Consider the following 12,743-nt stretch of genomic DNA (forward strand, 5'->3'; position numbering starts at 1 on the left):
CGCTCCGCCGCCCATCGTGGCGGCGGGCTGGCCTAGCCGCGACGACTGTGATGGAATCCCCCGACCCGCCCTGCAGCGTACCTCCGTCACTGACCGTGAAGCCCCGCCTCGTCCGCCAGTTGCTGCTCCCCATTCCCCTGCTCCTGCTGATGCTCGGCTTCGGCTACGGCGGCTACCGGATCAGCGAGAGCGCCGGCATCCGTGCCCTCGCCGAGAATGGCGAACGCCAGCTGGAGCTGCATGCGCGGACGGTCGAGAGCGAGATCAGCAAGTACACCTACCTGCCCAGCCTGCTGGAGCTGGAGCGCAGCGTCAGTCACCTGCTCACCGACCCGACGCCATACCGGCGCAACCAGGTCAACGCCTACCTCGAAGGCCTCAACCGCCGCGCCGGCAGCCGCGCGGTGTACCTGCTGGACACCAACGGCCGGGTCCTGGCCACCAGCAACTGGAGCGACCCGGACAGCTACCTCGGCGAGGACCTGTCGTTCCGCGCCTACTGGCAGGACGCGATGAAGGGCAAGCCGGGCCGCTTCTACGGCATCGGCAGCACCCGCGGCGAGCCGGGCTACTACCTGGCCCACGGCCTGGTCCACGGCGGCCGGATCATCGGCGTGGCGGTGGTCAAGGTGAAGATGGACGCCCTCGAGGAACGCTGGGAGAAGGCGCGCCTGGAAGCCTTCGTCAGCGACGAGAACGGCATCATCATCCTCTCCAGCAACCCCGCCCTGCGCCTGAAGGCGGTGCGCTCCCTGAGCGCCGACGACAAGGAGCGCCTGGCGCGCAGCATGCAGTACTACTGGTGGGCGCTGAACGAGTGGCAACCGCTGCAGCGCGAGCCGCTGGCCGCCGGTGTGGAGAAGCTCAGCTTCCCCGCCGATGAGCAGCATCCGCGCGGCGAAGCGGTCACCTACCTGGCGCAGACCCGCGCGCTGAACGACACACCGTGGAACCTGACCCTGCTCAGCCCGCTGGAAGACCTGCGCCGCGACGCGGTACGCAACGGCATGCTGGCCGCCATCGGTTTCGCCCTCCTGGCATTCCTGCTGATCGCCTGGAACGAGCGGCGCAAGGTACTCGCCACCCGCCTCGCCGCGCGCGAGGCGCTGCAACGGGCCAACGGCGAGCTGGAAGTGAAGATCGCCGAACGTACCGCCGACCTGCAGGCCAGCAACGCACGCCTGACCGCCGAGATCCACGAGCGCCAGCAGGCCGAGGACACCCTGCGCAAGGCCCAGGACGAACTGGTCCAGGCCGGCAAGCTGGCGGTGATCGGGCAGATGTCCACCAGCATCGCCCACGAACTCAACCAACCGCTGGCGGCGCTGCGTACGCTGTCCGGCAACACCGTGCGCTTCCTCCAGCGCGGCAAGCTGGAGACCGCCAGCACCAACCTCGCCACCATCAACGAACTGGTCGACCGCATGGGCCGCATCACCGCCAGCCTGCGTGCCTTCGCCCGGCGCAGCGACGACGCCGGCCAGGCCAGCCTGGCCAAGGCGGTGGACGCGGCGCTGCTGATCCTGCACGGGCGCCTGGAGCAGGACCCGCCGACCCTGCACCGGCATTTCGACGACGTGCGCCTGGGCATCGACCAGACCCGCCTGGAACAGATCCTGGTCAACCTGCTGGCCAACGCCCTCGACGCCATGAGCGGGCAGGCCGACCGCCAGCTCTGGCTGGAAGGCCGGCGCGAGGAGGAGCGCTACGTCCTGCGCGTGCGCGACAACGGCCCCGGTATCCCGCCGGCGGCGCGCGTCCACCTGTTCGAACCCTTCTTCACCACCAAGCCCGGCGAACATGGCCTGGGCCTCGGCCTGACCCTCTCGGCCAGCCTGGCCACCGCCGCCGGCGGCAGCCTCAGCGTGCAGCACCCCGAAAGCGGCGGAACCGCCTTCGAGCTGAGCCTGTCCCTGGTTCCCGATTCCCCGACTGCGAGTCCCGCCCGATGAACGAGCCGCTTTCCGTCCTGATCGTCGAAGACGATCCGCATGTCTTGCTCGGCTGCCAGCAGGCGCTGGAGCTGGAGGACATCCCCTGCATCGGCGTCGGCAGCGCCGAGGAGGCGCTGCAACGGGTCGACCGCGACTTCGCCGGCATCGTCGTCAGCGACATCCGCCTGCCCGGCATCGACGGCCTGACCCTGCTGGAGCGTCTCAAGTCCCTCGACCCGAGCCTGCCGGTGGTGCTGATCACCGGTCACGGCGACATCTCCATGGCGGTACAGGCGATGCACGCCGGCGCCTACGACTTCATGGAGAAGCCCTTCTCTCCGGAACGCCTGGTCGAGGTCGCCCGCCGCGCCCTGGAGCAGCGCGGGCTGGCCCGCGAGGTCAGCGCGCTGCGTCGCCAGTTGGCCGGCCGCCAGGACCTGGCGCAACGGATCATCGGCCGCTCGCCGGCGATCCAGGCGTTGCGCGAGCTGATCGCCAACGTCGGCGACACCTCGGCCAACGTGCTGATCCTCGGCGAGACCGGCACCGGCAAGGAGCTGGTGGCGCGTTGCCTCCACGACTATAGCCGGCGCCACCAGCATGCCTTCGTCGCGCTGAACTGCGGCGGCCTGCCGGAGAACCTGTTCGACAGCGAGATATTCGGCCACGAGGCGCACGCCTTCACCGGTGCCAACAAGCGGCGGATCGGCAAGATCGAGCATGCCAACGGCGGCACGCTGTTCCTCGACGAGATCGAGAGCATGCCGGTCAACCTGCAGATCAAGCTGCTGCGGGTGTTGCAGGAACACACCCTGGAACGCCTCGGCTCGAACCAGTCGATCCCGGTGGACTGCCGGGTGATCGCGGCGACCAAGGCAGACCTCGCCGCCATGGGCAAGAGCGGCCAGTTCCGCAGCGACCTCTACTACCGGCTCAACGTGGTGAGCCTGGAACTGCCGGCGCTGCGCGACCGCCGCGAGGACATCCTGCTGCTCTTCGAACACTTCCTCCAGCAGTCCTCGCTGCGCTTCGACCGCCCCGCGCCGGAACTCGACCGTGCCACCGTGGCCAGCCTGATGGCCCACGACTGGCCGGGCAACGTACGCGAACTGCGCAACGTCGCCGAACGCTTCGCCCTCGGCCTGCCGGTGTTCAACAAGGGCGGCCAGGCCGTACAGACCGGCGGCCCGCGCTTCGCCGAAGCGGTGGAGGCATTCGAGAAGGCCCTGCTCGGCGACGCCCTGGCTCGCCACCACGGCAACCTGACCCAGGCCAGCCAGGACCTGGGCATGGCCAAGACCACGCTGTTCGACAAGGTGAAGAAGTACGGCCTGCAATAGGCCGGAGCGCCCTCTTCGCCCTGCCCGCCTGGCGCAGGGCGCGATGCTTCATCCGACATTTCTCACCCGCCTGCGATTCCGCTCGCCGGATAACGCCGGGGGCGTTATTCGCCCTACCCGCCTGACGCAGCGCGTCATAGGCCATTCCTCCTCCCTCGGTGCGCCCGCGCTATCCGGGCATTCATGAATTGAACTCAAGTGTCATTTTCCCCGGCAGCTGTTTTTCGCACGAATCGTTCCGCCAATAATGCGCCCACCTTCTTCCAGTACGCCGCGCCGCGGCCGGCCTCACGAGCGAGATCGCCATCATGCTGTTCAGCCCCTATGCCCTTGGCCACCTGACCCTCCCCAATCGCATCGTCATGCCGCCGATGACCCGTTCCCGCGCCGCCAGTGGCGAAGTCGCCACCGCGCTGATGGCCGAGTACTACAGCCAGCGCGCCGGCGCCGGCCTGATTGTTTCCGAAGGCACCCAGATCAGCCGGCAGGGCCAGGGCTACGCCTGGACACCGGGCATCCACAGCGCCGAGCAGGTCGCCGGCTGGCGCCAGGTCACCGACGCGGTGCACGCCGCCGGCGGGCGCATCTTCGCCCAGCTCTGGCACGTCGGCAGGGTCTCGCACACCTCGCTGCAACCGGGCAACGCCGCCCCGGTGTCCTCCTCGGCGCTGGTGGCCGAAGGCGTGAAGGTCTTCGTCGATCCCCAGGGCCGCGGAGCGCAGGCTGGCGGCGGCGAGATGGTCCAGCACTCGGCGCCGCGCGCACTGGCAGTGGAGGAAATCCGGGAGATCGTCGCCGACTATGCCCAGGCCGCACGCAACGCCCTCGACGCCGGCTTCGACGGGGTCGAACTGCACGGCGCCAACGGCTACCTGATCAACCAGTTCATCGACTCCCAGGCCAATGCGCGCAACGACCAATACGGCGGCTCGCTGGAGAACCGCCTGCGCTTCCTCCGCGAAGTCGCCGAGGCGGTCACCGCGGTGGTCGGCAGGGAGCGCATCGGCGTGCGCCTGGCGCCGCTGACCACCCTGCAGGGCGCGGTCGACGACACCCCGCAAGCCACCTACCTGGCCGCGGCGCGGCTACTCGACGAGATCCGCGTGGCCTACATCCACATCGCCGAGGCCGACTGGGAAGACGCCCCGGCCATGCCGGCGGCGTTCAAGGAAGCGTTGCGCATCGTCTACCGTGGCAGCCTGATCTACTCCGGCATGTACACCAAGGCGCGCGCCGAGGAAGCCCTGGCCAGGGGCTGGGCCGACCTGATCGGCTTCGGCCGGCCGTTCATCGCCAACCCCGACCTGCCCTACCGCCTGGAGCACGACCTGGCGCTGGCCGACGGCGACCGCTCGACCTACTTCGGTGGCGGCGCCGCCGGCTACACCGACTACCCGAGCCTGCCGCAGGCGGCCGGTTGAACCCCCTAGCCGACCGGACCGCGAGCGCGCGGCCGGTTGGCGAAACATGCCGCCACAACCTCGCCTTTGGTCGACTAGAACCCACGGCTGGCGGGACCTAGACTCAATTCGCCAGATATTCATTATTAATAGGCCTGATTTCCTGGACAGGGGGGACCACCGATAGCATCGAGGAACATTTCGAGGAATCCGCCATGAGCAAGTCCCTGATCGTCTCCCTGGCCGCCAGCCTGGTCGTCCTGGCCGGTTGCGCCAACCCGCCGCGCAGCGTCGAGCGCCCCTACAGCGACGCCGAAATCAAGTCCTACGCCCTCGACAGCCTGGAACGCAGCGACCTCTCGCCGAAGCGCCTCGACCAGTACCGCAGCGTGCTCGGCACGCCGCACCGGCAGACCCTCTAGCGCCTTCAGACGGGGCGCCGCCAGACGCTCGCCAGCCAGGGCTGCTGCTCGCGCGGCAGGCCCGGCGGCCGGTAGTAGTGCTCCAGCTCGACGAAACCGGCTTCCTCCAGTAGGCGTTTCCAGGCCGGGTAATCGTGGTAGGCACCGTAGCGTTGGCCATTCCAGCCCTCGCGGTTGTCGCCGCGCGGGTTGGAGCTGAACAGCACGCCGCCCGGCCGCAGCGCTTCGAAGAGTTCGCCGAGCACCCGCGGCAAGGCGCTGCCGGGCACATGGAACAGGCTGGCGTTGGCGAAGATGCCGTCGAAGTGCCCGGCCGGCAGTCGCAGCGCCAGGAAATTCTGTTGCCATACCTCGCAACCGCTGTCGGCCCTGGCCATCTCGACGAAGCGCGGCGTGCCTTCGAGTCCCACCGGCTGGTGGCCGAGGCGGCGGAAGGTGGCCAGGTCGCGCCCGGGACCGCAGCCGAAATCGAGGATCCGGTACGGCGGCGACCCGTCGATATGGCGCAGCAGCGCCTCGACGTTCTGGCTCACGTCATGGCCGCGGGTGCCCTCGCGGAAGCCTTCGGCGTTGCGCTGGTAGTCGGCCAGGGTGGTGGCGGTGATCGCGTCGAAATCCTCGGTGCTCATGTCTGCTCGCAGTGGCGGGGTTCCGCCCAGTCTAGCGCCGGCACGGGTTTCGCCTAAGGTTTTGTAATAGTTTCCCGCTGTGGCGAGGGCCCGCGACACAGTAGGATCGACTTCCCTTTGACTCTCAATGGCCATCATGACCACCCTTTCGGAGCCCCCCAGTCGTCCTTCCGGACAACCCTCCCCGCTTCGCCTTCGCCACCTGCGTCCGCCCCTCGACGCCGAATCCCTCGCCTCGTCCCCCTCCGTCACCGCCGGCTGCCGCAGCCGCGCCGTGCAGCGTCGCGCCAGCGCGACGGCCAGCCGGACCGGGAGGTAAGCGCACATGGAATGGATAGCTGACCCGACTGCCTGGCTCGGCCTGGCGACCCTGATCGTGCTGGAGATCGTCCTCGGCATCGACAACCTGGTGTTCATCGCGATCCTCGCCGACAAGCTGCCGCCGCACCTGCGCGACCGCGCCCGGGTCCTCGGCCTGTCGCTGGCGCTGCTGATGCGCCTGGGCCTGCTGGCGAGCATCTCGTGGATGGTGACCCTCACCGAGCCGCTGTTCGAGGTATTCGGCAAGAGCTTCTCCGGCCGCGACCTGATCATGCTGTTCGGTGGCGTGTTCCTGCTGTTCAAGGCCACCATGGAGCTGCACGAACGCCTCGAAGGCCATGTCGCCCAGCACGCCGGCAACAAGACCTACGCGCTGTTCTGGCCGATCGTCGCGCAGATCGTGGTGCTCGACGCGGTGTTCTCGCTCGACGCGGTGATCACCGCGGTGGGCATGGTCGAGCACCTGGAAGTGATGATGATCGCGGTGATCGTCTCCATCGGCCTGATGATCGTCGCCAGCAAGCCGCTGACCCGCTTCGTCAATCGTCACCCGACGGTGATCATGCTGTGCCTGGGCTTCCTGATGATGATCGGCTTCAGCCTGACCGCCGAGGGCCTGGGCTTCCATATCCCGAAAGGCTACCTGTACGCGGCCATCGGCTTCTCGATCCTCATCGAGGTGTTCAACCAGGTCGCCCGCAAGCGCCGCAAGAAGAGCCTGCAGGGCCACCGCCCGCTGCGCGCGCGTACCGCCCATGCGGTGCTGCGCCTGCTCGGCGGCCAGCGCCTGGAGGCCGACGAGGTCGGCGAGGAAGTCGCCGACCTGTTCGAGGAGGGCGACGACCAGGTGGTCTTCGACCGCCGCGAGCGGGTGATGATCAGCGGCGTGCTGCAATTGGCCGAGAAGCCCATCCGCAGCCTGATGACGGTACGCGCCGAGGTCGACTGCATCGACCTCGACAGCGGCCGCGAGGCGATCCGCGCGGCGCTGCTCGAATCGTCCTACTCGCGCCTGCCGCTGGTGCGCGACGGGCGCGTCGAGGAGCCGCTGGGCTACGTGCACAAGAAGGAACTGCTCAAGGAGCTGCTCGCCGGCGCCCAGCCGGACCTGGAAAGCCTGGCCCGCCAGCCGCTCAACCTGTTGCAGGACTGCTCGATCCTCAATGCCCTGGAGCAGATGCGCGAGGCCTCGACCCACGTGGCCTTCGTGGTCAACGAGTTCGGCGAATTCATCGGCCTGCTGACCCTGACCGACATTCTCGAATCCATCGCCGGCGAGCTGCCCGACGCCAGCGAGATCGACGGTCCGGACGTAGTCGAGGAGAACGACGGCTACCTGGTCAGCGGTGCCATGAACCTCAGCCAGGTGCGTCGACGCGTGGGGTTCGACGCGCACGCCACGGAGGACTACCAGACCCTCGCCGGGCTGGTGATGAGCCTGCTCGACCGCCTGCCGGTGATCGGCGACCGCCTGCAGTGGCAGGACTGGGAACTGCGGGGGGGGGAAGTGGAAGAACGCCGGGTGACCCGGGTCCTGCTGCGCAGGGGCTGAGCGAAGCGGCGGCCGCCGATCCGGCCGCCGTCCTCCCCGGCGCAGCGGCAGACCGCTACAGGCGGCGCTGCCAGGCCTGCGCCTGCTCGTCCTTCACCACCTCGACGAAAGCTTGCGGCAACAGGGTGCGGAACGGGCCTTCGTCAGCCTCGGCCAGCTCGACCATCCGCGCGATCATTTCCTCCGGATCGTACTGCTCGAAGGGAAAGCGCACGCCGCTGTGGTCGGTGAAGTGGCGCTGCGGGTCGTACCAGCGTTTCCAGGTTTCCATCATGCGATCGTTGAAGCCGGTCTGGTACGGGCCGGGATTGATGGTGCCAACCTGGATGCCGAACGGCTTCAGTTCGGCATGCAGGGCCTCGGCGAAGGCCTCCAGGGCATGCTTGGAGGCGCAGTAGGGGCCGGTATAGGGTCCGGTGATCAGGCCGGCGATGGACGACACGAAGAGCACCTTGCCGCCACGCTTCTGCTCGACCATGCGCCGGACGAAACCCTGGGTCAGTTCCAGGTTGGCGAACACGTTGGTCTCGAACAGCGCGCGCACCAGTTCCAGCGGGATCTCCGCGCTGGCCCCGGCCTCGGCGCTGCCGGCGTTGTTCAGCAGCACGTCGATATCCCATTCCCAGGCGCGTTCGCGATCGGCGGCGACGGTGATGTCGAGGGTTTCCACCCGCAGCGGGACGCCACGTCGCCCGGCCTCTTCGCGCAGGTCGGCGGCCTGCCCGGCGCCGCGCACGCCGGCGATCGTCCGATGGCCGCGGGCGGCCAGGCGCAACGCCACTTCCCGACCGAAGCCGCTGCCGGCCCCGGTCACCAGGATTCGCTTCTGTTTCATCTCGATTACCTCTGGATTGTTGCCATAGCCACGGCGGCCTCGGCGATGGATTGGTCCTGGGCCGCGCTGGCGCCGGAGACGCCGACGCCACCCAGGCAGGAACCGCCGGCATCGCCCAGCGGCATGCCGCCGGCGAAGCAGGCCAGCCCGCCGTTGCTCTGCTCGATGCTCCACAACGGCTGGCCCGGCCCGGCGAGTCGGCCCAGCTCGCCGCTGGGCAGGCGGAACAGCGCGGCGCTGCGCGCCTTGCGCTGGGCCAGGTCGATGGCACCGGGAACGCTATCGTCCATCCGTACGAACGCCAGCAGGTTGGCATGGGCGTCGACCACCGCGACGCAGACCGCCAGGCGCTGCCGCTGCGCTTCGGCAATGGCCGCCGCGATGCAGCGTTGGGCATGTTGCAGAGACAGGTGGGTAGACATGGCCGGCGTCCTCATCGAGTGCTTGCGGGCCAGTCTAGAAAGGTCGAAGCTTTAACAGAACCGGCCTTCTCCTACGTAGACTTTCAAGTTTTCCTAACAATGAATCGACGCGATCCCCTCGCCGGCCTGCATGTCTTCAGGCAGGTCGCCGACACCGGCAGCTTCACCCGCGCCGCCGCCCTGCTCGGGGTGACGCCGGCAGCGGTGAGCCAGGCGATCAACCAACTGGAAGCCGAGCTGCGTCTCAAGCTGTTCCACCGCACCACCCGCGGGGTCAGCCTGAGCGAGGCCGGGCAGCGCTACCACGAACAGACCGAACAGCCCTACCGCGACCTGGTGCGCGCCCGCGAAGCGCTCGGCGAAAGCCTCGCGGAACCCTCCGGGCAGCTGCGCATCAGCGCCCTGCACCTGGCGAAGAACCTGGTGATCGCACCGATGCTCAACGAGTTCGTGCGACGCTACCCGAAGGTACAACTGGAGATCCGCTACGAGGACCAGTTGGTGGATATCGTCAGGGAACGACTGGATGCCGGCATCCGCCTGGCCGACGCCCTGCAGCCGGGCATGGTCGGGGTGCAACTGACAGCGCCGCTGGCGTGCCTGCTGGTGGCCACTCCGGCCTACCTCGCCGAGTACGGTACGCCGGCCAGCGTCGCCGACCTCGATGGGCATGCCGCCGTGCGCTTCCGTTTCCCGCGCAGCGGCCGCCTGCACAAGTGGCGCTTGCGGGAAGACGGGCGGGAACTGGAAGTGGACCTGCCGGCACGCTTCGTCAGCACCGACACCGAGGCGATCATCGAGGCGGCCCGCGCCGGCGCAGGGATCGCCCAGGCATTCATCCGCGAGCGGGTCGCCGCGGACCTCGCCGCCGGGCGCCTGGTGGAAGTGCTGCCTGGCAGTTGCCTGCCGCTGCCGCCGATGTGGCTGTATTACCTGAACCGCCGCCACGTACCGGCCAAGCTGCGCGCCTTCATCGAACTGCTACGCGAGTGGCGGCAGCCGGCCTGAACCTCAGCGGCCCTTGCCGGCCGGCCCCGGCCGGCTCAGCAGGAGGTCGTCCGGTCCGTCGATCTCGATGAAGCGACCGCTTTCCAGCGCCTCCTCCAGCGGCGTGCCGGCGAGCACGTCGGCCTTGCGCAGGGCGCTGGAGAAACGCAGGTCGGCGCTGGCCTCGACCTTCGCCAACGGCACCTGGTAGGTCTTGAACGCACCGTAGCGGAAGCCTTCGCTGGGCATCATCCCTTCCTGCCCCAGCAGGTAGGCGGACACTCCCAGTTCGCCGCTGTCGGCGTCGATCATCGCCACCACCTTCCAGAACTCCAGCGGCACCTGCACGCCCTGGTAGAGCGGATCGTCGTCGCGGAACACCGGGCCGGTGAACACCGAGATGCGGAAGCCCTCGCTCCTGGCGTTCTGCAGCACGTAGTCCTCCAGCGACAGCCAGCTGCGCTGGTTGAGCTGCGCCACCTGGGGCACCGCGTTGGTGTAGACGAAGGTGTCGTCCTCAGCCTGCCGGGCGACGGCATCGCTGTCGCCCCAGCCGGGATCCTCGCGACGCACCATGTGGCCCTTGTCGAACGAAGCCGGGCCGTAGAAGTCCTTGTGTCCGACCTGCGCGGCCGCCTCGATGCGCGGGTCGAAGCCCCAGGAATCCTTGCGCTTGAGCGAACGCTTGAGCGCGCCGTCGATATTCACCGCGGTGAGGATCGGCAAGCGCCGGCTGGCGCTCATCACCACCGAGAAATGCAGATAGTCCAGGCGCGTGCCCTTGCCCACCGGCAGCACCTGGTGGCTCTTGCCCGGCTTGGGCAAGGCCGCCTTCGGCCCGAGGAAGGCCTCGTCGAAACCCTTGCGCTCGGCCAGGTCGGCGACGCTGCGCTGCTTTTCCTGGAAGCGCGGCACGCCGCGCTTCAGCTCCGCCCCGGCCACCGGCACCCAGGCGCGACGCGCCAGCAGGCTGCGGATCACGCTGGCCTTCACCGCATAGTTGGTCTTGCGGAACTGGCCGCCGAAGTGCAGGCCGACCACCTCGCCGCCGTCGATCGAAAGCACCGCCGAGCCGGAATTGCCGCCCAGGGTCGAGCAGTCGTGGGTCAGGTACCAGGCGTCATGGGGCAATCCCACGACTTCGCCGGGAGCGAAGCGCTTGACGTCGTAGATGTTGCCGAAGATATCTTCCATCGCCCCGGCGTCGTTGCGGCTGTCGCGCGCCGGATAGCCGACCACCGCCACCGCCTGGCGCGGCTCGGCATCCTGGCGCGCGAGGACCAGCGGCGGCGGCAGCAGGTCGCCCTTCACTACCTGGAGGATCGCCATGTCCGGCGCCTCGGAGACGTCCGGGGCGATCCACAGGACCCGCGCGATCACATGCTCGTCGCTTTCCGGCTGGCGGTATTCCTCGCGGAAGTCCACGCGGGTGCGCACCTGCTTGCCGGCCTGGTTGAGACGGAAGCGGAACAGGCTGCCCTGGCGCTCGGCGAACAGGCTGGCGACATGCCGGTTGGTGACGATCAGGTCGTCCTCGATGCGCCAGCCGGTACCGCACCAGTCCATGCTGTCGTGGTCGATCAGTTCCAGCCGACCGACCGAGCGGATCGGCGTGGCCAGCGCGGCGCGATGCTTCTTCAGGCGCTGCTCCAGGCCGGCCAGCGGCGCTTCGTCGAAGATACCGTTCTTCACCAGCAGCACCGGCCGGCTCTTGAGCAGGACGATCGCCTCGCTGAAGCGCCGCGAGTCGAAGAACGAGGCGTCGGATTCCGGCGACACGCTCTTGCCCAAGTGGTCGGCGATCTGCTCGCGGCTGGCGTTGTACGCCGGCACGTTGCTCCACTCACCGCGGGCGGCGAGGTGGGCGAGTTCCTCGCGGGTGCCCTTTTCCTTCAGTACCGAGCAGACCCGCAGTTCTTCCGGCGTGGCCCGCCGGGGGTTGCGCTTGCGCATGGCCATGTCCCTCGCTGGGCGGATATCCCTGGCAGGAGTCTAGCCGAGGGACATGACAGGGCCATGTCCCGCTGGCGCACCGCCGCGCAGCTCAACCGGCGAACAGCCGGTAGGCCGGGTTGTGGGTTTCCTCCCAGTACGGATAGCCGATGGCTTGCAACGCCGCCTCCAGCTCGCCGCGCTCCTCGTCCGGCACCTGCAATCCGGCCAGCACCCGACCGTCGGCGGCGCCGTGGTTGCGGTAGTGGAACAGGCTGATGTTCCAGCGCGAGCCGAGCTTGTCGAGGAAGTTCAGCAAGGCCCCGGGGCGTTCGGGAAACTCGAAGCGGAACAGCCGCTCGCGGCGCACCTCGGTACCGTGGCCGCCGACCATGTGGCGGATGTGCAGCTTGGCCATCTCGTTGTCGGTCAGGTCGAGTACCGGGAAGCCCTGCTCGCGCAGGCCGGCGAGCAGGTCGGCGCGGCTGTCGGTGAGCGGATGGGTCTGCACGCCGACGAACAGGTGGGCCTGGCGGTCGCTGTGGTAGCGGTAGTTGAACTCGGTGATCTGGCGCCGGCCCAGCGCCGCGCAGAAGGCCTTGAAGCTGCCCGGCCGCTCGGCCACGGTGACGGCGATGATCGCTTCGCGCTGTTCGCCCAGTTCGGCGCGCTCGGCAACGTGGCGCAGGCGGTCGAAGTTGATGTTGGCACCGGAGTCGATGGCCACCAGGGTCTGCCCCTCGGTGCGTTCGCGGGCCACGTACTTCTTGATCCCCGCTACGGCCAGGGCGCCGGCCGGCTCGGTGATCGAACGGGTGTCGTCGTAGATGTCCTTGATCGCCGCGCAGATTTCGTCGCTGCCGACGGTGATCACCTCGTCGACATGGTCCTTGCAGACCTCGAAGTTGCAAGCGCCGATCTGCGCCACCGCCACCCCGTCGGCGAACAGCCCGACCTGGCCCAGCACCA

11 protein-coding genes are annotated in these 12,743 nt (G+C 68.6%); 6 read left to right on the top strand and 5 right to left on the bottom strand.

Annotation, left to right across the window (positions count from 1 at the left end):
- Positions 1-50 precede the first annotated feature (50 nt).
- The 4 genes from HMPREF2716_RS15385 (at position 51) to HMPREF2716_RS15400 (ending at position 5,096) form a co-directional block, all read left to right on the top strand.
- Positions 51-1,952 carry a sensor histidine kinase gene (locus HMPREF2716_RS15385; RefSeq protein WP_003115580.1) on the top strand — a complete coding sequence of 634 codons (1,902 nt, stop codon included), beginning with the start codon at positions 51-53 and terminating at the stop codon, positions 1,950-1,952.
- A complete protein-coding gene (locus tag HMPREF2716_RS15390; RefSeq protein WP_003104097.1) occupies positions 1,949-3,274 on the top strand; it encodes a two-component response regulator AauR in 1,326 nt (441 codons plus the stop codon). Before HMPREF2716_RS15385 ends, HMPREF2716_RS15390 begins: the two co-directional genes overlap by 4 nt.
- A 308-nt stretch (positions 3,275-3,582) precedes the next feature.
- Positions 3,583-4,695, top strand: coding sequence for an alkene reductase (locus tag HMPREF2716_RS15395; protein ID WP_003449515.1), 1,113 nt, complete (start codon positions 3,583-3,585; stop codon positions 4,693-4,695).
- Positions 4,696-4,889: 194 nt separating this feature from the next.
- Positions 4,890-5,096, top strand: coding sequence for a hypothetical protein (locus HMPREF2716_RS15400; protein ID WP_003086874.1), 207 nt, complete (start codon positions 4,890-4,892; stop codon positions 5,094-5,096).
- Positions 5,097-5,101: 5 nt separating this feature from the next.
- On the opposite strand, the gene HMPREF2716_RS15405 is transcribed toward HMPREF2716_RS15400, so the two are convergent.
- Positions 5,102-5,725, bottom strand: coding sequence for a class I SAM-dependent DNA methyltransferase (locus tag HMPREF2716_RS15405; RefSeq protein ID WP_003449511.1), 624 nt, complete (start codon positions 5,723-5,725; stop codon positions 5,102-5,104).
- Between the two features lie 325 nt (positions 5,726-6,050).
- Here HMPREF2716_RS15405 and HMPREF2716_RS15410 point away from each other — a divergent pair, with 325 nt between their 5' ends.
- Positions 6,051-7,598, top strand: a complete 1,548-nt coding sequence (locus HMPREF2716_RS15410; protein WP_070621948.1) for a TerC family protein — start codon at positions 6,051-6,053, stop codon at positions 7,596-7,598.
- Between the two features lie 55 nt (positions 7,599-7,653).
- On the opposite strand, the gene HMPREF2716_RS15415 is transcribed toward HMPREF2716_RS15410, so the two are convergent.
- Together HMPREF2716_RS15415 and HMPREF2716_RS15420 are read right to left on the bottom strand one after the other, a co-directional pair.
- A complete protein-coding gene (locus HMPREF2716_RS15415) occupies positions 7,654-8,433 on the bottom strand; it encodes an SDR family oxidoreductase (RefSeq protein WP_003112376.1) in 780 nt (259 codons plus the stop codon).
- 5 nt (positions 8,434-8,438) lie between these two features.
- Positions 8,439-8,870 (bottom strand): GlcG/HbpS family heme-binding protein, encoded by a 432-nt coding sequence (locus tag HMPREF2716_RS15420; RefSeq protein WP_003082743.1) that lies wholly within the window; start codon positions 8,868-8,870, stop codon positions 8,439-8,441.
- 84 nt (positions 8,871-8,954) lie between these two features.
- Between HMPREF2716_RS15420 and HMPREF2716_RS15425 the strand changes: the two genes are divergently transcribed.
- Positions 8,955-9,863, top strand: coding sequence for a LysR family transcriptional regulator (locus tag HMPREF2716_RS15425; protein WP_003112374.1), 909 nt, complete (start codon positions 8,955-8,957; stop codon positions 9,861-9,863).
- A gap of 3 nt (positions 9,864-9,866) precedes the next feature.
- Here HMPREF2716_RS15425 and HMPREF2716_RS15430 read toward each other — a convergent pair whose 3' ends face one another.
- Both HMPREF2716_RS15430 and ilvA read right to left on the bottom strand, forming a co-directional pair.
- A complete protein-coding gene (locus tag HMPREF2716_RS15430; RefSeq protein WP_003116047.1) occupies positions 9,867-11,795 on the bottom strand; it encodes a DNA/RNA non-specific endonuclease in 1,929 nt (642 codons plus the stop codon).
- A 91-nt stretch (positions 11,796-11,886) separates the two neighbouring features.
- Positions 11,887-12,743 (bottom strand): threonine ammonia-lyase, biosynthetic (gene ilvA, locus HMPREF2716_RS15435; protein ID WP_070621949.1); only part of this gene is annotated, 857 nt, incomplete at its 5' end.

The organism is Pseudomonas sp. HMSC076A11, assembly GCF_001810205.1.
Lineage (GTDB): Bacteria > Pseudomonadota > Gammaproteobacteria > Pseudomonadales > Pseudomonadaceae > Pseudomonas > Pseudomonas aeruginosa.

Coding starts and splice junctions, on each gene's coding strand:
- HMPREF2716_RS15415 (WP_003112376.1), bottom strand. CDS start 8,433: ATGAAACAGAAGCGAATCCTGGTGACCGGGGCCGGCAGCGGCTTCGGT.
- HMPREF2716_RS15395 (WP_003449515.1), top strand. CDS start 3,583: ATGCTGTTCAGCCCCTATGCCCTTGGCCACCTGACCCTCCCCAATCGC.
- HMPREF2716_RS15400 (WP_003086874.1), top strand. CDS start 4,890: ATGAGCAAGTCCCTGATCGTCTCCCTGGCCGCCAGCCTGGTCGTCCTG.
- HMPREF2716_RS15425 (WP_003112374.1), top strand. CDS start 8,955: ATGAATCGACGCGATCCCCTCGCCGGCCTGCATGTCTTCAGGCAGGTC.
- HMPREF2716_RS15420 (WP_003082743.1), bottom strand. CDS start 8,870: ATGAGGACGCCGGCCATGTCTACCCACCTGTCTCTGCAACATGCCCAA.
- HMPREF2716_RS15405 (WP_003449511.1), bottom strand. CDS start 5,725: ATGAGCACCGAGGATTTCGACGCGATCACCGCCACCACCCTGGCCGAC.
- HMPREF2716_RS15430 (WP_003116047.1), bottom strand. CDS start 11,795: ATGCGCAAGCGCAACCCCCGGCGGGCCACGCCGGAAGAACTGCGGGTC.
- HMPREF2716_RS15385 (WP_003115580.1), top strand. CDS start 51: ATGGAATCCCCCGACCCGCCCTGCAGCGTACCTCCGTCACTGACCGTG.
- HMPREF2716_RS15390 (WP_003104097.1), top strand. CDS start 1,949: ATGAACGAGCCGCTTTCCGTCCTGATCGTCGAAGACGATCCGCATGTC.
- HMPREF2716_RS15410 (WP_070621948.1), top strand. CDS start 6,051: ATGGAATGGATAGCTGACCCGACTGCCTGGCTCGGCCTGGCGACCCTG.